At 53.5% G+C, this 18,950-nt stretch carries 15 protein-coding genes; 5 read left to right on the plus strand and 10 right to left on the minus strand.

Annotated features, from left to right (window positions below):
* Both BHAP_RS10240 and BHAP_RS10245 read right to left on the minus strand, forming a co-directional pair.
* Positions 1-526, minus strand: a 526-nt coding sequence (locus tag BHAP_RS10240) for a transposase (protein ID WP_143248791.1), incomplete at its 3' end; no start/stop codon positions are given.
* Positions 527-687: 161 nt separating this feature from the next.
* Positions 688-1,944 carry a HipA family kinase gene (locus BHAP_RS10245; protein ID WP_094730584.1) on the minus strand — a complete coding sequence of 419 codons (1,257 nt, stop codon included), beginning with the start codon at positions 1,942-1,944 and terminating at the stop codon, positions 688-690.
* A 394-nt stretch (positions 1,945-2,338) separates the two neighbouring features.
* Here BHAP_RS10245 and BHAP_RS10250 point away from each other — a divergent pair, with 394 nt between their 5' ends.
* Both BHAP_RS10250 and BHAP_RS10255 read left to right on the plus strand, forming a co-directional pair.
* The gene (locus tag BHAP_RS10250) at positions 2,339-2,587 is read left to right on the plus strand and encodes a hypothetical protein (RefSeq protein WP_143248792.1); all 249 of its coding nucleotides are present in this window, start codon (positions 2,339-2,341) and stop codon (positions 2,585-2,587) included.
* A 14-nt stretch (positions 2,588-2,601) separates the two neighbouring features.
* On the plus strand, positions 2,602-2,913 hold the full coding sequence (locus tag BHAP_RS10255) for a ribbon-helix-helix protein, CopG family (protein ID WP_094730586.1): 312 nt from the start codon (positions 2,602-2,604) through the stop codon (positions 2,911-2,913).
* Positions 2,914-2,980: 67 nt separating this feature from the next.
* Here the strand turns inward: BHAP_RS10255 and BHAP_RS10260 are convergent, their stop codons facing one another.
* The 5 genes from BHAP_RS10260 to BHAP_RS10280 all read right to left on the minus strand — a co-directional run bounded on the left by BHAP_RS10260 (position 2,981) and on the right by BHAP_RS10280 (position 8,580).
* Positions 2,981-3,229 carry a phage holin gene (locus tag BHAP_RS10260; protein WP_094730587.1) on the minus strand — a complete coding sequence of 83 codons (249 nt, stop codon included), beginning with the start codon at positions 3,227-3,229 and terminating at the stop codon, positions 2,981-2,983.
* Between the two features lie 74 nt (positions 3,230-3,303).
* On the minus strand, positions 3,304-3,582 hold the full coding sequence (locus BHAP_RS10265) for a LysM peptidoglycan-binding domain-containing protein (RefSeq protein WP_094730588.1): 279 nt from the start codon (positions 3,580-3,582) through the stop codon (positions 3,304-3,306).
* Between the two features lie 329 nt (positions 3,583-3,911).
* Positions 3,912-5,006 (minus strand): redox-regulated ATPase YchF, encoded by a 1,095-nt coding sequence (gene ychF / locus BHAP_RS10270; RefSeq protein ID WP_094730628.1) that lies wholly within the window; start codon positions 5,004-5,006, stop codon positions 3,912-3,914.
* 102 nt (positions 5,007-5,108) lie between these two features.
* Complete coding sequence (locus BHAP_RS10275; protein WP_094730589.1) at positions 5,109-6,731, minus strand: aminopeptidase P family protein; 1,623 nt, start codon at positions 6,729-6,731, stop codon at positions 5,109-5,111.
* Between the two features lie 190 nt (positions 6,732-6,921).
* The gene (locus BHAP_RS10280) at positions 6,922-8,580 is read right to left on the minus strand and encodes a peptide ABC transporter substrate-binding protein (RefSeq protein ID WP_094730590.1); all 1,659 of its coding nucleotides are present in this window, start codon (positions 8,578-8,580) and stop codon (positions 6,922-6,924) included.
* Between the two features lie 237 nt (positions 8,581-8,817).
* On the opposite strand from BHAP_RS10280, the gene BHAP_RS10285 reads away from it, so the two are divergent.
* A complete protein-coding gene (locus BHAP_RS10285) occupies positions 8,818-11,202 on the plus strand; it encodes a beta-L-arabinofuranosidase domain-containing protein (RefSeq protein ID WP_158216472.1) in 2,385 nt (794 codons plus the stop codon).
* On the opposite strand, the gene BHAP_RS10290 is transcribed toward BHAP_RS10285, so the two are convergent.
* From BHAP_RS10290 to BHAP_RS10300, 3 genes are read right to left on the minus strand one after another with little or no spacing between them, the layout of a single operon-like run.
* Positions 11,203-13,020 carry a CocE/NonD family hydrolase gene (locus BHAP_RS10290; protein ID WP_094730592.1) on the minus strand — a complete coding sequence of 606 codons (1,818 nt, stop codon included), beginning with the start codon at positions 13,018-13,020 and terminating at the stop codon, positions 11,203-11,205.
* A gap of 8 nt (positions 13,021-13,028) precedes the next feature.
* Positions 13,029-13,832 (minus strand): pyrroline-5-carboxylate reductase, encoded by an 804-nt coding sequence (gene proC, locus BHAP_RS10295; protein ID WP_094730593.1) that lies wholly within the window; start codon positions 13,830-13,832, stop codon positions 13,029-13,031.
* 40 nt (positions 13,833-13,872) lie between these two features.
* Entirely contained in the window at positions 13,873-15,219 is a 1,347-nt protein-coding gene (locus tag BHAP_RS10300; RefSeq protein ID WP_094730594.1) for an alpha/beta fold hydrolase, read from the minus strand.
* A 122-nt stretch (positions 15,220-15,341) separates the two neighbouring features.
* Between BHAP_RS10300 and BHAP_RS10305 the strand changes: the two genes are divergently transcribed.
* Complete coding sequence (locus BHAP_RS10305; RefSeq protein ID WP_094730595.1) at positions 15,342-18,008, plus strand: sensor histidine kinase; 2,667 nt, start codon at positions 15,342-15,344, stop codon at positions 18,006-18,008.
* A 186-nt stretch (positions 18,009-18,194) separates the two neighbouring features.
* Positions 18,195-18,905 (plus strand): response regulator, encoded by a 711-nt coding sequence (locus BHAP_RS10310; protein ID WP_094730596.1) that lies wholly within the window; start codon positions 18,195-18,197, stop codon positions 18,903-18,905.
* The last annotated feature ends 45 nt before the right edge of the window (positions 18,906-18,950 follow it).

Below are 18,950 nucleotides of genomic sequence, written 5' to 3' on the forward strand. Positions count from 1 at the left end.
TATCCTTGCGTTCCGGTTCGTCCTTCGCCACCGCGGCCCCTTTCGTCTTGCCGAGCAATCGCCGCTTCCAGTTTCTCACTACCGACGAATCCACTCCCAATCCCTCCGCCACCTCACGCGAGCTCGCTCCACCGGACACGACCTTGAGCACGGCCTCGCGCTTGAGCTCCTCAGGTATGGGCCCGTGGCGAAGCCGGCGTTCGCCGGGCGCGAGCTCGTCAATCCACGAGGCCAGCAGCGTCTTGCTCGGATACCCCATTTGGCGGATCGTGCGGCTCGCTCGCCGCCCGTGCGTCAGGTAATGGTCCACCGCGTCCCGCCTCTGCTCCAACGTGTAACGCGAATACCGCTCGCCACGCGTCGAGGGTATTCCCGTCTTCTGTTCCTCGAGCCAGTCCCGATGCCACATACGCAACGCCTCACGACTGGGATACCCCAACTCCCGGATCGCGTCCGCCGCGCAGCACTCATACCTCACATACAACTCCACCGCACGCCGACGCTGCTCCCTCGTATACCTCGCCATGATGGCTCCTCCCGGATCACAGTCCAAGAAAACGGCACCACCTCAGTTTCGGAGTTTCCTTTGTTCGCGAAAACTCGAAAACGAGTGTTGAAATTACATCGTTTTATAGGGGGCACTAAACCCTATTTCAAGACGTTAAATTGAAGCTTGACCGACTTGCCTTAGCGCAGCAGTTGTTCGTTGAGGATGACGGGGGCGTCCTTAATTGCTGGTCGCAATGCATCGAGCTGATCGGACAATTGCGATTCGTCGACCACCGGTAGGCCGAGCAAAGTGCGCGCGGCCGTATGCAGGTAGTTATTCAACGCTTCGATACGACCATGCTCCATTGGATGCGCCGGGTCGTTCTCCAACGTGACGTCCAATGCTTTGCGCAACATCTCATGCTGGCTCGCGCCCATGATGACAGCGCACTGGTCGCGGAACGTCATGCGCGAGTTCGACGGCTGACGCTCAGACAACACCCGCGGCGTCCACGCACCGGCCTCCCAGTCGGCTCGCATGTCGTTTTTGAACAGGGACATGTTGTGATCGAATAACGGGGCCGGGCCGAGAATACGACCGGTATGGTTGTCGCGCAGAAAACCGTGATTATTGGCATGGCGGTCCTGATTGACGATGAGTGCGTCGAAGACCAGCATCGTGCGCATTGCCACGAACGACTCCTCGGACACGGCGTGCGCGGCAGCGAGAATCTCCGGGAACGACGCTAGCTGCGTCGCCGCATAGAACGGCACGAATGACACGTCCTTCGTGTTCATCGAACCGCACACCGAAGCCAGTTTGCCCTTCCACCGGGCAATACGGTACTCGACCGCGTTCACACCGAGCTTGCGTGCGAGCTGCGAGGCGAGGTACTCGGAATACGGTTCCAGCCCGGCGTTCGCGTAGCCTTCGGAACCGGCCTTCCACAATTCCAGTCCGCGTTCCGTATGCCGCCACGCCTTCGGGAACTGGCCATCCGTCGTCCACTCGCTCGACAAACCTATTGCATGTTTCTCGCTCGACGTGTACCCGGTGTAGGCCACGATGGCGAGCGTCTCGTCTAACGGATTGTCATACAGGTTGATGTCCGCGAACTTCAGGTTCTCGTCGTCGCGTTCCACCCAGAACGAATCGTTGACCGACAATCCCTTGCACAGGTCGATGATGCCCAGCGTATCTGAGATGTTCAGTCCAGCCTGCGCGAGAAGCTGCGCGGCAAACTCGCGGTTCTTTGGAATCGTGCGCCGCTCCAGCCACGCCGTCAGCTTCGCGTCATCCGGCTGAGGAGCCAACGGGAACGGCAGCAACGTCCGCTTGGACTCGTCAAACCAACGGATACGAGCCTCAACCTTGCCCGCCAACAGGCCCTCACCATACGCGGCATCGAATCGGATCAACGGATCATCGTAAAGACGCAGCACATAACTCGTCATGACCATCCCTCCAATCAGACACGCGCCGAAACCTCCCGACACGATTTACACATGAACACAATTGCCTACGGTATAGTCAAGGGCCTTGGAATCATCGGAATTCCAAGGCCCTCAATCCTACGCGGCAATCACTTGCTCACATTAAATTTAAACGTCACGGTCTTTTCGTAATTCCAGTGTTTCCAACGCCTCCAGTCGTCACGTTTCACGTCGGGCACTCTAAAGGCACTTATTTGGTTGTCTGTTCCATTATATGCGCCGGGCATGCCGTCGCATGGCATCGGAGGCCGTTTGCGCACCGCCGTCGCCGCGACACGACTCGCCGCCTAGGAGGTTCGCCGTGTTCCGACTTCCCGATTTGATTGTGGTACTAAATTATGGTACTGTATTAGGTATGATTGAATGCGAACCATCAGCCTACAAGCACTGGCTCACACAGCCGCAGATAGACTACGTCTTCCAGCATCCGGTGGCCATGTTCGAGGTGCGGTCGCGCCGCCCCGGCGACAGGGTCATGGCAGTGCTCGGCTACCCCGACGAGTTCAGGGAGCGCCCCGTAGAGCTGCTGGTCTCCCAGCGCTCCCGCAAGGTGTTCCACGCGATGGACTGCCGCGAGGAATGGCTCTACAAGTTCGACGACTAACCAAGGAGGACACCATGACCAACGAAACCGATTGGGACAAGCTCTCGGACGAATACGCCGAGCACACGCCCGACATCATCGGCGAGACCATCCGCCCACAAAGGGCGATCACCATGGACGACATCGACGACATCTTCGCCGGCCGCCCACTCGCCGAGAAGCCCCGCGCCAAGGCTGACGTGCTCTACAAAGCATACCTGACCGCCGACATGGACGAGCAGGTACGCGCACAGGCCGCCAAGGAGCACATCGGCAAGAGCGCACTGATCCGCAAGGCGCTCGTCGCCTACCTGACGGCCAACCAGACAAAGCCGGCGATAGTTTGACCGCTCAAACAAAGAAAAGCCCCCGACCCTGCCGCGAGCTGCGGTGAGGGTCGAGGGCTTTTTTGCGTCATTCGGTCTTGGCTGCGCGGGCCTTGATGGCGCTTGCACCGATGATGACGCAGATAGTCAGGGCGACCGCGTTGATGGTGGTGGCGGCCGGGTCGGCCCACTGCCAGTCCCATACGGGGCCGAGCGTCTGCATGAGTGTGGCGAGCGCGGGCAGTACGATCAGCGCGACCCATTTGAGGATGTCGTAGACGCGGTCGGGCAGCAGCCAGTCGGGTATGTCGGTCTTGGGTTCGGTGTTTTCGGACATATTGTCTCGATTCTCTTAGTACTTAGGAACCTTGGAGGCGGTGGCTTTCAAGGTTCCTAAGTTTGGGTGTGGGTTCAGTAGCGCAGCACTTCGCCGGGGTAGATCACGTTGGGATTGCCGCTGCGGTAGCCGCTGATCTGCGTGTAATTGATGCCGAGACGCGCCGCGATACTGCTGAGGGTGTCACCAGTGCGGACGGTCACGGTGCGGGTCGGTAGCACGTTATTACTGGTGAAGACATTGCCGCCGTTGTAGGCGACAACTTGGCTAGGCCAGATGCGATTCGGGTTGCCACTGGGCACGTGCCACGCGGACAGTGGGTAGAGGCCAGTGCGTTGTATAATCGCGCTCATAGTGTCGCCACTGCGTACACACACAGCGTTCGCCGAATACGAGAAGGCCGCACGGCATGAGGTCTTTGCGGCGGATGATGCTGCCTGCGCCCTTCGTGCGTCGTCTACCGTTGGCTGCCATATGTACCTCCCTTGTCGGGAGCGCCTTCGAGCATCCGCCGCAAGCGCCCCTCAAAAAAAGGCACTCTATTGGCACTTTATCCGGGCCACAAACGGCCAGATACGAGCCATAATCGGCCATTTTCCAATAATCGAAAAACGGCGAAATTCACCCATTCCCGAAAACCGAAAACGTTGGAATTCCGCCGTTTTACAGGGGTATTACCCCCCTATTTTGATACGTTGAACTTGAACTCCACGATGTCGCCGTCCTGCATGACGTAGTCGCGGCCTTCTTGGCGGAGCTTGCCTTCTTCCTTAATTTTCACCATCGAGCCTTCGGCGGCAACGAAATCATCGTAGGAGACAATATCGGCCTTGATGAAGCCCTTCTCAAAGTCGGTATGGATGACACCAGCGGCTTGCGGAGCAGTCCAGCCCTTGTGAATCTGCCACGCGCGCACTTCCTTGACACCGGCGGTCAGGAAGGTTTGAAGTCCGAGAATATCAAAGCCGACACGCGCAAGCTGGTCAAGACCTGATTCCTTCAGTCCTGCATCTTCAAGCATTTCGCGAGCATCTGCCTCATCAAGGTCGGTCAGATCAGCTTCGAACTGGGCATTGAGGAACACTGCCGGAGCCGGCGCGACCGACGCAGCGAGCTGAGACTTGAGCTCATCATTGGTCAGCTCATCGTCGTCCACATTGAACACGTAAATGAACGGCTTGGCAGTCATCAAATGGAGGTCGTATATATCCTCTTTCTTGATCTTGCCAGCAGCAGCCGCATGATCAATGGTCTCCCCTGCTTCAAGAATCTTCTGAGCCGTCTTGACTGCATCGAGATACGCCGGCTCAATTTTCTTGCCGCGCAGATCTTTTTCGAGCTTTGGCAGCGCGTTTTCGATGGTCTGCATGTCGGCGAGAATCAGCTCAGTGTTAATCGTGTCGATGTCGTCGGCCGGATCGACCTTGCCGTTCACGTGCACGATATCGTCGTCCTTGAACGCGCGAACGACTTCGCAGATCGCATCAGCTTCACGAATGTTGGCAAGGAACTTGTTACCAAGTCCTTCACCTTCAGAGGCGCCTTTAACGATGCCGGCGATATCGACGAATGTGACGGTCGCGGGCACGATTTTTTCCGTATGCACGAGATCAGCAAGTACGGGGAGTCGCTTATCCGGCAGTGGCACGATGCCCGTGTTCGGTTCGATTGTGGCGAACGGATAGTTTTCCGCGAGGACATTATTGCGCGTCAGCGCGTTGAACATAGTGGACTTGCCGACGTTCGGCAGACCAACGATTCCGATAGTAAGAGACATGGTGCCCACACTACATTCCCGCCTTGTCATTGTGAGTGGTGGACGACGCGACTAGTCGCCCACCATCATCATGCGGTCTGTTTTTCATGTAATCGAGGTCAGTCAATCACTATTCGCGCAGGCAGCTTCATGTTCAATGAAACTGTCAAGATACTGTTCCGGACCATGTGTACGCAGGAACGCTTCCACTTCGTCCGGCGTACGTGCGAAATCACTGATCAGCCTTGTCGTACCGGTTTCGTCAACCATGAGATCATCCTCGATGCGCACGCCGATGCCACGGTATCGTTCCGGTACGAGTTCGTCCGCCGCATCAAAATACAATCCCGGCTCAAGCGTGAACACCATGCCCGGTTTGAGTGGCGCATCTGGATAGTATTCGTTGCGAGAACGGTACGCGTCGTGCACGTCGATGCCCATGTGATGTCCAGTGCCGTGGTAGAGCCAGCGATAGTGCTGATGTCCGTCGGGGCGAAGTGCTTCTTCGACACTCACCGGTAGGATGCCGAGCCGATACAGAGAGCAAGCAACCGAGGCCAGTGCCGCGTCGAGCATGTCATGATAGACAGCTCCGGGCTTATTGGCTGCGTCGATGGCAGCGTTGGAAGCGTCCAGTACGGCTTGGTAGATCTCTCGTTGAGGTTCAGTGAACGTACCGTTGATCGGGAATGTGCGTGTGATGTCTGCCGCATATAACGAATCGAGTTCGATGCCGGCGTCAAGCAGGAACAGTTCGCCGTCCTTAAGCGCATGATCGTTGGCGTGATAGTCGAGGATCGTGGCGCGGGGACCGGATGCGGCATTGGTGCCGAAGGAGATGCCGTTGCCTTCATAACGGCAGGAATGGGTGAACGTCGCTTCCAAAAGACGCTCTCCCCTTTTGACCTTGCGCGCGATGGGCAGGATATCCGCCACGCGTTCAAACCCTCGTTTGGTTGCCTCGACCGCTTTCACTATTTCGGCGACTTCGCGCGGAGTCTTGATAATGCGGCATTCATCGGATCGTTCCTCGAGCACGGCGTCCGCGCCGCGGTTCGCATCCGCATCCCCCAATCCGTTTTCTTCACGCACATGGTCAACAGTCGCATCCACGACAGGATCATAACCGCGCAATACACGAATACGAATACTGTCCGGTCCTGCACCATATCGCAGCGCATCCGCGAATTCTGTCATATCGCGAATATCGAGTCCGGTCATGATGTGAAAATCCTCGGGCAGTGGACGCGGCCCTATCCAGAACTCGCCATGTTTCGAGTCGGAGAAGAATCGCGGGTTTGTGCGGTCGATCGTCGGTTCGAGATAGATCGTCGCATGATGGCCGATCGTACCGTTTGCCTCAACAGTCGGATCAATGACTAATACGGCGCCGGCTTCCAGATCACGGCCCAGACCGGTCATATGCGCAAACGCGCTGCCGGTACGAAACAAGAAATCCGTGTCCCATGTGCGATGCCGCACTGTTCCGGCGGGGATCACCAGCCGCTCCCCCGGCAGCTTAGCTGCAAGCTCAGCACGGTGTGCGGCTGCATCGTCAGCAAATGGACTTCGTTTGGCTGGCTGTTTATTTGGATTCGGCCCCCAGTGGCTGAAGATAATGTTCTCAAATCCCTTGCCCTCCAGACGCAGGCCACCGGCGCGCTTGCCTGATTCGGGTTCGACATCGTTGCTGGCTGCGGTTTCGTGCAGTATACGCAAAGCTTGACTATCGTATTGCTCACTCATCGTATCTCCTTGAGATAACGCATACCATCCATGTGCTATCCATATATGTTCCCCGTGATATGTTCCCCATGACTGCACAATCTACACAATGGCCGATGCTCGGTGCCGTCATCACAATAACAGCACTGAGCATCGGCCTTGTGAATGTCACGCTCGTATACTGGCTACCAGCACAAGCGTAATCTTCCAATCACTCCTTGGTGATCTCGTAGAACACCGGAACGCCCTTCCAGTTCGGTTCCACGTTCTTCACGCCCTTGGCATACACGCCGTTGGCGTTGGAGTTGTACAGCGGAATAGCAGGAAGATCGTTGAGCAGGATCTCCTCAGCCTGCTGATACAGCTTGTTGGCCGCATCCAAGTCGGATGCCTTCGCAGCCTCATTCAGCAGGTTATCGAAAGCCGGATTCTTGTAATCACCATCGTTCGAGCCCTTGCCGTCAGCTGCACTCGACGAGTAAATCGGCTTGAGGTAGTTCTCAATCGACGGATAATCAGCCTGCCAACCTCCGCGGAACGCGCTCTTCATAGTACGATCAGTGATCGCCGCACGGAATTCCTGGAATGTTGGCACCGGATTGGTGGTCGCGTCAATGCCCAGCGTGTTCTTCAGCTGGTTGGTGATCGCATCATACAGCGGCTTCGTGCCGCCATCGGTGTTGTATGCGATCGTGAAGGTTCCGGTGAACTTGGAGATGGCGTCGGCCTTCGCCCACAGTTCCTTCGCCTTATCCGGGTTGTAGGTCAGATTTTCGTTGCCCTTAAGCGAGTCGGAGTAGCCGGCAGTCATCGGCGAGGTGAAGTCCTTGGCAGGGGTCGCAGTTCCGGAGAGCACTTTTTCAGTGATCTGCTCGCGGTCGATAGCCATCGAAATAGCTTGACGACGCAACGTGCCTTCCTCGCCGCTGAAGTGCTCAAGCGACTGCGGAATCGTGAACGTGGCAGTGCCCGAACCAGCCTTAGAGTACGAGTTAACCTTCGAGTTCTTCTGGAACGTCTTCAACGCGGTTGCCGGAACATTCGAGGAAACATCAAGGTTACCAGACTGCACGTCAGCATACGAAGAGTCGTTCGACGTGTACACCTTGAAATCCAGACCGGCGTTCTTTGCCTTGAAAGCACCCGGATAATCATCATTCTTTTCAAGAATAATGTCGGCGTTATGCTTCCACGACTTGAACTTGTACGGGCCGTTGCCGATCGGGGACTCTCCGAATGCCTTCGGGTCCTTGTAGAACGATTCCGGCAGCGGGTAGTAGCCCGAGTAACCGAGAATCACCGGGAACACAGCGTTCGATTCGTTCAACTCAACACTGAAATGCGTATCATCAGTCACGGTCAAACCTGAAAGCTGCTCATCGCCCTTCAAGCCGTCCTTCTGAAGATCCTCATATCCCTTGATCACGGAGAAGAAGCTGGAGTTGAGCTGACCATTCTTGGCGTTTGCGGTGTAGCTCCACGCCTTGGTAAACGATTCGGAGGTGACTGCAGAGCCGTCAGAGAACTTCCAACCAGACTTCAACGTGATGTCAAACTTTGTGTTATCTGCATTCGGCGTGATCTTATCAGCAACCTCATTAACAGGAGTACCATCCGGCTTAAAACCGACTAGACCGGAGAACAACATGTCGATTACATTGCCACCCGTAGTCTCGTTCGTATTGCCCGGAACCAGAGGGTTCTGCGGCTCGCCATTTGCGATCGTGATCACACTGTCGGAGCCGGTGGAACCGGAAGCGGAACCGTTCGAACCACCGTTTGACGACGTCGAGCCACAACCAGCTAGCAGCAGTCCCGCAGATAGCACCGCAGCACTCATCGCCATGAAGCGTTTCTTGTTACTTTGCATGGGTTTCCTCCCTCATATGCCCGGCGTGCCATTCACAGTTGATTACTGGAACACCACATCCGTGGGTTAACTTGAAGTAAAGATTGTCCATATTACGAATTGTTTACGTCCGAGCTTCGATCTAGTAACGTTCGGCACACCGGAATGTTACGAACGATGCTACGCACTACACTGTTGCTATCTGATATCGTCAACACCAACGGTAGGCATACTCACCGAACCAACCAGAGGGGCATTATGAGCGAAACCATACGTACCGACCGCCAAGCCGTTGATCTTGACGCATCACTGCTGTATATCGGCAACACCGGTACTGTGGAGTTTGATCTTGATTTGTCAACAACTGGTACGAATGGCTCATCGATTGTGTGGTCAAGTGATGACGAGCGTTGGATTGAGCCGGACGGTACCGTTCATCAGCCACAATACGGTCGTGGCTACCGCGATGTAACACTGACAGCAACGCTGACACATGGTTCAGCGAATACAACGCGCACATTTATGGTGCGCGTGCTTGAACAGCACAATACAGTGACCGTGCGCGAGGTGTTTCCGATTGAGTTGGACGTGCGTTTGGGTCAAACGTACAACCTGCCCACATATACTGCGGTGCGCACTGAAGACAATCTGCTTATCGCGCAACGCATTGACTGGCATGATGGTATCGAACATACGGCACCACAACAATCAGAGTCGGCAAACAATAATGATCACGCGAATACGGTGCTGCGCTGGCATGGCGTGATTGACGGGACAAACGTGCCAGTAACTGCGCTCGTTCGACTTCACGATGATGATCCGTATCCGCGCGTGGATGGTGCCACTCGGCGGTCGCCGATATCAATACACCATGTGCGACTCACTGGTGACGGTGTACTGGCTCGCAATCAACGGGATCGTATTGCATACTTGCGTAGTGTAGATGATGATCAGTTATTGGTTGAGTTCCGACGTGCGGCTGGTCTTGATACATATGGTGCGCAGTCGATGACTGGTTGGGATGCACCGGATTCGCTGTTGCGCGGGCATACGACTGGACACACGTTGTCAGCGTATGCATTGGCATATGCGGCTAGTGGGGACACGCTCATACAAGCAAAGTTAGATTATGTAGTTAACGGATTACGTGACGTGCAGGAAGCGTTTTCCCAGCGTCCGGGCGCTGTTCGCGGATTCCTGTCCGCGTATGACGAAACACAGTTTGACCGACTTGAAGAGTACGCACCATATCCGAAAATTTGGGCACCATATTATACGTTGCATAAAATTCTCGCTGGATTGCTGGATGCGTATCGTTACGCGGGTAATACTGTAGCGCTTGATATAGCACGTGGTATCGGCGATTGGACGTACGAGAGACTGCATGCACTTCCTCACGAACAGTTACAACGTATGTGGAGTTTGTATATTGCCGGCGAGTTCGGTGGTATGAATGAGTCCTTAGCTGACTTGTATGCATATACCGGTGATGAACGGCATATAGCTGCGGCGAGATTGTTTGACAATGATCGGCTGAATGAGCCGTTACGCCAGCATGTGGATGCGCTTGGTGGCATGCATGCGAATCAGCATATTCCGCAGGTTATTGGCTCAGTGCGTTTGTTTGAGCGCACTGGACTTGCCTTTTATTTCGATCAAGCGCAGCGTTTTGCCGACGAGGTACTTAACCATCATCTCTATGCGATGGGTGGTACGGGTCAGGGTGAAATGTTTGACCAACCAGATGTAATCGGCGCCGCGTTGGCCGACGATACGGCAGAAAGTTGTGCAACATATAATCTGTTGAAGCTCGTTACGGCATTGGATGCACATATACCGCAAGCACAGTATGCCGATTATGTTGAATATGCGACAATCAATCATATTGCTGCAACCAGTGATCATCGTCCGGGTTACGCCGAAAATGGCGGAAGTATTTATTTCCTACCTACGCAACCGGGCGGTCATAAAGATATTGATATTGCAGAGAATAGTTGCTGCCACGGTACTGGTTTAGAATCGCATTTCTATGCAGCTTCTGGTGCGTATACTATCGATCAAGATGCGCTGTATGTACGCCGGTATCTCAATGGCGCGTTGGATTGTGATTCCGCGCGACTAACAGTGTGCGTAGACGATAATGCACCGCAACGAGTAACGATTAATATTGCACGACTTGATCGTAGTGTGTTGTGTGTGCGAGTGCCCGGCTGGAGTGCTCAGGGACAGGTGACAGTGCACGTGAATGGGCGTGCTGTGTCTGACGCTGTAGTTGAATTATCACGCACTGCAACGCATGAAATCGCTTTGACTGCTGAGTCAGTACAACTTACTTCGTGGGATGACTCTCATATTGAACTTGAGTTTGTTCCCTATATGCGGTTGATTGCAACATCTGATTGTCCTGATGTGGCTGCGGTTGCATGGGGGCCGTATGTGCTTGTTGCGTTAGATAACAGCGACCGTATGCTGGATATACCATTGGACACCGATCATCTAGACACTGCATTCACTCGTGAACCGGACACGCTGACCTTTACTCATACAGCCACCGGATTGCGATTCATACCAATCTGGCAACTTGGCGACGAACGTTATCACTTGTATGTGCGCAAAACCTCAATTGCGCACATACAAGGCTGATCAAGCAAACGGAATGGTGAGTCGCACTGAATCGAGGTCTACATCGAAATCAGACAGCGGTACTGCCGCAAGTCGTTTCGAATTATTGTAGATCGCGAGCGCAAGTCGATGTCCAGCACGGACTGTCCAATCGGTAGGTAGAAAATCGAACGCAATGTCGAACCATGTACCGGTTGGCGTGGGCGTGAACTCGGTGAACGAGTCCTTATGCGTCGTGGCAATCCAGCCGCGCGTCACCATATTGTGCATTTCATGCGATTTGCGTGGTATGCATACTGGGTAAATCGCTTTATCATCGTCTGATGAGCCGCCAACAGCTGGACGTTTTTCTTTGAGTTCGACTAACGCGTGAATATCTTCACTCACCTGCACATAGTTGCCTTCACCATATTCGATAAGTGAAGCGCACAAGTTCGTGTCAGGTACACTCGTAGCAACGCGCATACTGATATGAGGTGTGCCGGAAATATGATAGTCATGTTCCAACGGCTCGCTCACATACAGTAGACGATCATCCTGCGCAACATGAGATTGCGTGAATGGGATAAGCTCTCGAATACGAGCACCCTTGAAAGAAGCAACGTGCGTAGGCTGGCATACATCAGCATTCGATTCAGCCGTTCTGCTTGCATCAGTGAGATGTTCAGTCAGTGCGCCTAGTCGCATATCCGTTCCCCCGCACACTGCAAACGTATGAGCCGAAGTACCCGGCACTGGCCAGTTTGCATAGTCATGCCAGTTACCATCTAGGTCTTCAACCGATGCTTCGGGCTCGTCCATAATGCCGTTATCGATGCCCTTAAGCCAGTAGTCGAACCAACGTTCGAGTGTCGTAAGCCACATATCATGGCGCACGTCAAATGGATCATCGTGTGCATACTGGTGTAGCCAGATTTTACGTGGCACATGATGCTCGCCTAGAGCCTTCCAGTACGAGCCGACCTGATTCATCATCACGTTGAGATCGTTAACACCGTGCACAAGGAATACGCTTGCTTTGAACTGGTCAACGTGTGCTCGATAGTCGCGTTCCGCCCAAAACTCGTTGTATCGACGATACTGCTTATCAGAACCGTCGTGCAGTCGCTGCCAACCGCCCTTCGTGTTGAACCGTTGTAGTTTGCCGTTAGCGGTAGATTCGAGACTCGCCGCGAAATTATCTGGCTCCCACCAGCCTCCGTCAGCATCATCACCGTTGAGTAACGTACCTTGTGGATGATACCAATCGTATTGGCTGGAAATTGCGGAAATTGGCACGATGGTTTTCAATCCTTCAATGCCAGTGGCAGCCATACCATTCGGTACTGAACCGTCATATGATTTGCCAATCGCACCAACCACGCCGGATGCCCAGTCGGCGGTCATCTCATTGTCAGGTTCACGACGATCACGCGTCATATATCCGGTTGCCCGACCGTTAAGCCAATCGACAACAGCATTCGCTGATGCAATATCTTTGGGCCCGCCAATATCGCAGAAGCCTTCCGACAATGCGGTACCGGACGTGCTGAGCATAATCACTGCATACCCGCGCGGCACGAAATAATTGTCGTAGAAGAAAGGGAATTGTTTGAGTGGACTATTCCACTTGTCTTCAGGATGCGCGTATTCGAACTTTTCGCCATGCCGATCGTACAGCTCATAGTAGGGACTTGGGTCCATGATGACCGGAATCTTCGCTACCCCATCGAGTTCGCGCGGACGAATGATGTCGGCGCGCACAAGATCACGTCGGCCATCTGCATCCCCGTCAAACGGCATCTCAATGTATACGAACTCTCGGATTGCATTCTCATACGAGTATTGAGCTTCACTCATTATGCTTCCTATGCTTCCTCAATCGCATCAACAGCATTGATTACTGCACCACGGAAACCATCTTTCTCCAGTTGAGCGACGCCACGAATCGTAGTGCCACCGGGTGAGCAGACGGCATCTTTCATCGCTCCTGGATGCGTTCCTGTAGCCATGTACAACGCACCCACGCCTTCAACCATTTTTGCAGCTAAACGATATGCAGTCGCACGTTGCAAACCGTATTTCACGCCGGCATCAGCGAGCGCTTCAAGATACATATCAGTAAACGCGGGTGCGCAACCAGCAATACACATAGCGATGTTCATATGCGCAGTGTCAACACGTTCGATGAGACTGATTGGCGCAAATAGCTTTTCGAACGTCTGTTGCTGTTCAGCAGTGAGTGTGTGGTCGTCTTCGGTAACAAGTACTCCCCTACCAACAGCCATTGGCGTGTTCGGAATAGTGCACTGGATATGAATGTTTTGCGCGAGATTACCGAATAGATCACGATACTTCGTCAAATCCCAGCCCGCAGCAATTGACACAACAAATTTGTCTGGTTTGGCCAGTTCAGCCGCAATCGGACCTACAACCGGCGTGATTTGATATGGCTTAATCGCAATAATCACCACGTCAGCAGCTACAGCAACTTCTGCGGCACTGTGTAACGGTCGCGCACCGATTTCCGCAGTAGTACGTTCAAGCTTGTCCCAGTGCGCGGCGCAAGCGACAATATGACCACCGGAAATAACACCTGCATCAACAAGTCCGCGCGCAATAGCTTGTGCCATATTGCCGTAGCCGATGAATCCAATCGTGAGATTGCTCATTAACACTCCTTATTACTCGCGTATATCGCTCGCTAGGAACTTAAAACAGTCCGGCGAGGTCGCCACGGTTGAGAGCCTCTTCGTACAAATGCTTAAACACGCGGTCACCGTGGTTGCCATCATGTTCAAACTCGTTGGTAGTCCAGTAATGCGAGTTACCGACACGGCTTAACGTATCGAGTTGCATACCAGAGTCAACATACATGTCGTCAAAATACACGGCTGCTTGCAACGGTACTTCGTTACGCTGCAACTGTGCTTCGTCATAAATCACGCCGAAATGCGTGTCTTCCATCAGCAGGTCCATTGCCGGCTTGAACGGGCGTAGGGCGCGTTCCTGTTCAAACATCCACGGGAATATTGCTTCGCCAGTGAAATTCAGCGGACGCACGTCAGCATTGAATTCAGGCTTCGTGTCACGCACGCGCTGAGCCGCCCAACGAATCGGCTCATCCATCTCGCCGTTTGCGTAAATAAACTCCTGCAGAGGCCAGTACAGTGGTCGCGATGACGTAGCAATCTCCACCTTCGACCGGAACTCATCTGATAGCGGTGAATCAGCAGACGCAGAACCGTCACCGTCGAGGAATGCGGAGTCGAGGATCCAGTGCACGCGTTCAAAACTCGGTTTCATACCAAAATCAGAGCCCAAGCATTGCAAGCGTTCCACAGTAAACGGGTCCCCATTCGGCAAGGTCACGTTACCAGCGGCCAAATGATCAGCAATCACAGCCACGCGTTCACGATCCTGCGGGTAACGCTCGTAAAATTGTGTGGTCTTCTTCACCATACGTGGGAACGTATGCTCGTATACTTCCACTGCGTCAGCCGGCACATGCGGAATACCGCCGCACGTAAAGCTCGCGGTTATGCCTTGCGGATACAACGACAGGTATGTGAGCGTGAGGAAACCGCCATAGCTTTGACCGAGCGTCACCCATTGTGCACCACGGAATTCAGTGCGACGCAGGTGTTCAAAATCACGCACAATCGAATCAGCAAGGAACTTCTTCAAATAATCAGCTTGTACGCGCGCACCACCATCAGCAAGTCGCGTCATAACCTGTGTATCCACGCGGTTGGAACGACCCGTGCCACGCTGATCAGGCAGAATCACACGGAAATGCTTAATCGCTTCCGCAATCCAACCATCAGAAGTCGGGTCCAACGGGCGCGGGCTCTCCCCGCCGGGACCACCCTGCAAATACACGAGCAACGGCAAATCATCGTGAATATGATCCGGAGCCGTAACCACACGATAGAACAGGCTCAGCGATTCGCCGTCAAATCCACGACCAGGCTCATGGCCAGTCCAATCGAGCGGTACAGCAATCGAATGATCTTCTACGTGCAATCCTGGCACATAGTAGTCAGCAAGCAACGTCATTTGCGTCCCCTTTCGTCGGCGATCGACTATTGTTTCCATCTCAGCCGTATGCGGGGACAAACCGATCATTCATACTCGCGCACGATGGCATACGGGGACAAACCGAACTAATGTGGAGATTCATGACAGTAAAACGATGGTTGGCGGCAGTATGCGAACGATTACGCGGTAATACACATGTCCGCATACTGGTCATTGATTCAATCATCGGCATAGCATGCATCCTGCTGTTCATCATACTGTTCGGTTCCACGAGCACCAGCATGCCCGGATTACTGTTCCAATACGACGAGCTTGGGCAAATACTATGGGCAACCATCATCACACTGCCCGTATTCATTCGACGTACATGGCCGCAAACGGCAGCGCTACTATTTGCGGGATTAACAGTATTACAACTTGTGTTCGGACCAGCACTTATATTCTCTGATATCTTCTCATTACTCTTGCTGTATTCTGCGCTTGTCTACGGCAATCCACGCAATACCAAAGCATTCATCGTGCTCGCATCCGCAATCGGTATATTGGCCGGTGGCGTGATGGCGTGGGCATTGGACGTAGGACCATATACCGAGCCATTCCTCACCGCGCACGAGTATGCCACACTCGTCGACGATCCCAATGCAATACCTGACTGCCAACTCGTGTATGCCGCAGGCCAGTTCACCGGCACGTGCGCGCAGCTTGTTATGCAAGAATCTGCAATATACATTATCGGCATTTTGTCATGCATTGTTTCCGTTTCTATCGCCGCATTCTGGCAGCGAGCGCGTCTCATTACCATTCGAATGATGCGCGAACGCAACGAAGCACTCGCCGCTAGTGAAGCTGAGGAAAAGCATATTGCCGCGCTTGCGGAACGTGCCCGTATTGCCCGTGACATGCATGATGTGGTAGCGCACACATTGTCAATTATTATCGTGCAGTCAGATGGTGGCCGTTACGCTGGTGTCCATAATCCTGAGGTAGCGCGAGCCACGATGGAGACGATACGCCATGAATCAGAACGCGCGTTGCATGATATGAAACGTCTGTTTGGCGTGTTTGGTGGTTCTGATCACGCCGATTATACGGATATTGACGCGCTCGTTGATCAGGCACGTGCAATTGCTCCATCGCAGCATGACACGATTGAACGGCACATCAATGGCATCGCTCAGCCACAACTGTTAGAACGTGCCGCTAGTGTCGCACTGTATCATCTTGTGCAAGAAGCGCTAACGAATGTGCGCAAGTATGCGGGTCCGAACGTGCATGTGAACATTGCCGAACAATGGTCAGATCATGCATTGGGCATTACGGTATCTGACGATGGTCGCGGTGCCTCGTCATCGTTAGATGGACACAAACCAGGGTATGGCTTGCTTGGCATGCGTGAGCGTATTGATGCAGTCGGCGGCACGGTTACTGCTGGTCCTCAAGTCGGTGGCGGTTTTGCAGTGCAGGCTAGAGTACCGCTGTCTGTGAAATCTACCAACTCGATTATTGACAGTAACATCGCACAACCGCCGGTGTTCGAGGCGACGCATTCCACATCTCCAGTAGCGAATGAAGCAGCGTATGTGATCAACAACGTCGATAGCGTTCGTACTAATGCTCGTGATACTGCTCACACTGCTGAGACAACGTACGGTACTGGTACTCAGCCGGTAGTAACCGATATCCATCAGCAGTCAGTACCATCGCAATTTCCACATCCTACTGAAAAAAGCAGTACTCAGCTGCCACAACTCCCCCAGTTACCCACATGGTCAGCAATACGTGAACGATTACAGTCCAAGCCGATATCGCAGGCAGTTCATGCAAACGGGGAACCATTCAACTGGGTAGAACGGCTCTCTCGATGGACGCAACGGCATTATCTCGCCACGGACGTCATTATTACGTTACTGATAATTATGGTGATGTCCGATATTCAGATTTCCGTATTCGGTGGGTATCTAGATGAAACTGCGAACGGAACTGTTGTCGGTCAGCTCATTGTTGTGATGACGATGTTACCGTTATGCTTCCGTCGACGATTTCCTGAGATGACCGCAGCCATAGTAGCTGTCGTTGCTGTGTTCCAGTTAATCGTATTGCAACCGGTACTGTTCGCAAATATGTTCGCATTATGCGCGCTATATTCAGCAGTGCTGTATGGACGAGAACATGCGTGGCGTTGGACATCTGTTGTATCAGCGGCAGTCGCACTCTTGTTCGGATTTAAGACAATGCTGGATAACATTGGATACGCAAGCGTCTTGCATTGGATGATGCGATCTGTAGATTACACGGTCACGCCAATGCCCAGTGTGTCAAGAATGACGCTCAACACGGTCATATGGGCTGGATTAGTTGGCGCTATGTGTATGGGTACGATTCTGCTTGCACGATGGCAGCGTTCAAGTGGTTCAAACGCGCTAGTGCTGCAAGCGAGAGAAGAAGCATTACGTTCTGAGCAAGCTAAACAGAAAGTATTGGCCGCAAATATGGAACGCGACCGCATCAGTGCGCGTATCCAAACGGAAGTGAGCCACACACTTACACTAGTAATTGATCAAGCAGCAGCAGGTATTCACATGCTCGATGAAGCGGAGAAACGCGGCGAAGAGCCGACTGCCGAATCGATTTCGTCTGCGTTTGCCGCGATTGGTAAACAAGGGCGGGCTGCGCTCGCGCATATGCGGCAACTGCTCAGTGTGCTACGCGAAACCGGATTTAGTGACGAAGCTCACGAGCATGTTCAGCCTGACATGCAGTTGCGCCCGGCCGCGTCGCTCGACGAACAGCTCAACGACGCTCGATGAGCGTGATGATTGTTTGCGTGTGGTGCGTGGCGGTTTTCTCTCGCTGAGTGACGCTCAGCGAGAGAAAACCGCCACGCACCACACGTCACACCGATTACTCAGCACAGATTACTCAGCACCAATTCAGGGAAGAATCAGGGTGTTGTCAACCTTCACGTTACCGAGGAACGAATACAGTGGTGAACTATGAGTGAGAACAGGATTCATGTGGTAATAGCGGACGATCAGGAACTCGTGCGTGCCGGATTCGCAATGGTAATCGGCTCACAACCAGATATGCAGGTTGTTGGCCAAGCTAGTGACGGTGCACAAGCAGTATCGTTAGCCGAGTCGTTGCACCCTGATGTGGTACTTATGGATGTGCGTATGCCCGGTATGGATGGCATTGAAGCAACTCGTCGCATCAGTGCGTCTGGAGATGGGTCCGCGAATCCGACGCGTGTGATCATTCTGACCACGTTCGATCTCGACGAGTATGTAATGGCTGCGATCAATGCTGGCGCATCAGGATTCTTGCTGAAAGACACTGAGCCAGAAACGTTGCTATCGTCCATTCGTACGGTGTTCAACGGGAATGCAATCATCGCACCGTCTGCTACGAAACGACTTATTGAGAAAATGATGCAAGACGGGTACGCGAACGGTGAAACGTCGGCGCATACTGTCGATACGGGTGTCCGTCCAGCATACACGGACCCGGAATTGGATCTACTTACGGACCGCGAGCGCGAGGTGCTGGTGGAAATCGCACATGGTTTAAGCAATCAAGAAATCGCTGACAAACTGTTTATTAGTTTGCCAACCGTGAAGACGCATGTGGCGCATATTCTCGCCAAGATCAATGCTCGTGACCGCGTACAAGCAGTCGTTTTCGCCTACGATAATGGCTTGGTATAAAGCTCTTGATTTACAGCAATTGAGGGATGACAGATTGGTGTCATC

The sequence above is a fragment of the Bifidobacterium hapali genome (genome assembly GCF_002259755.1).
Taxonomy (GTDB): domain Bacteria; phylum Actinomycetota; class Actinomycetes; order Actinomycetales; family Bifidobacteriaceae; genus Bifidobacterium; species Bifidobacterium hapali.

Excerpts from the sequence above, each read along its gene's own strand:
- BHAP_RS10245 (WP_094730584.1), bottom strand. The coding sequence starts at position 1,944 with ATGACGAGTTATGTGCTGCGTCTTTACGATGATCCGTTGATCCGATTC.
- BHAP_RS10250 (WP_143248792.1), top strand. The coding sequence starts at position 2,339 with ATGATTGAATGCGAACCATCAGCCTACAAGCACTGGCTCACACAGCCG.
- BHAP_RS10255 (WP_094730586.1), top strand. The coding sequence starts at position 2,602 with ATGACCAACGAAACCGATTGGGACAAGCTCTCGGACGAATACGCCGAG.
- BHAP_RS10260 (WP_094730587.1), bottom strand. The coding sequence starts at position 3,229 with ATGTCCGAAAACACCGAACCCAAGACCGACATACCCGACTGGCTGCTG.
- BHAP_RS10265 (WP_094730588.1), bottom strand. The coding sequence starts at position 3,582 with ATGAGCGCGATTATACAACGCACTGGCCTCTACCCACTGTCCGCGTGG.
- ychF (WP_094730628.1), bottom strand. The coding sequence starts at position 5,006 with ATGTCTCTTACTATCGGAATCGTTGGTCTGCCGAACGTCGGCAAGTCC.
- BHAP_RS10275 (WP_094730589.1), bottom strand. The coding sequence starts at position 6,731 with ATGAGTGAGCAATACGATAGTCAAGCTTTGCGTATACTGCACGAAACC.
- BHAP_RS10280 (WP_094730590.1), bottom strand. The coding sequence starts at position 8,580 with ATGCAAAGTAACAAGAAACGCTTCATGGCGATGAGTGCTGCGGTGCTA.
- BHAP_RS10285 (WP_158216472.1), top strand. The coding sequence starts at position 8,818 with ATGAGCGAAACCATACGTACCGACCGCCAAGCCGTTGATCTTGACGCA.
- BHAP_RS10290 (WP_094730592.1), bottom strand. The coding sequence starts at position 13,020 with ATGAGTGAAGCTCAATACTCGTATGAGAATGCAATCCGAGAGTTCGTA.
- proC (WP_094730593.1), bottom strand. The coding sequence starts at position 13,832 with ATGAGCAATCTCACGATTGGATTCATCGGCTACGGCAATATGGCACAA.
- BHAP_RS10300 (WP_094730594.1), bottom strand. The coding sequence starts at position 15,219 with ATGACGTTGCTTGCTGACTACTATGTGCCAGGATTGCACGTAGAAGAT.
- BHAP_RS10305 (WP_094730595.1), top strand. The coding sequence starts at position 15,342 with ATGACAGTAAAACGATGGTTGGCGGCAGTATGCGAACGATTACGCGGT.
- BHAP_RS10310 (WP_094730596.1), top strand. The coding sequence starts at position 18,195 with ATGAGTGAGAACAGGATTCATGTGGTAATAGCGGACGATCAGGAACTC.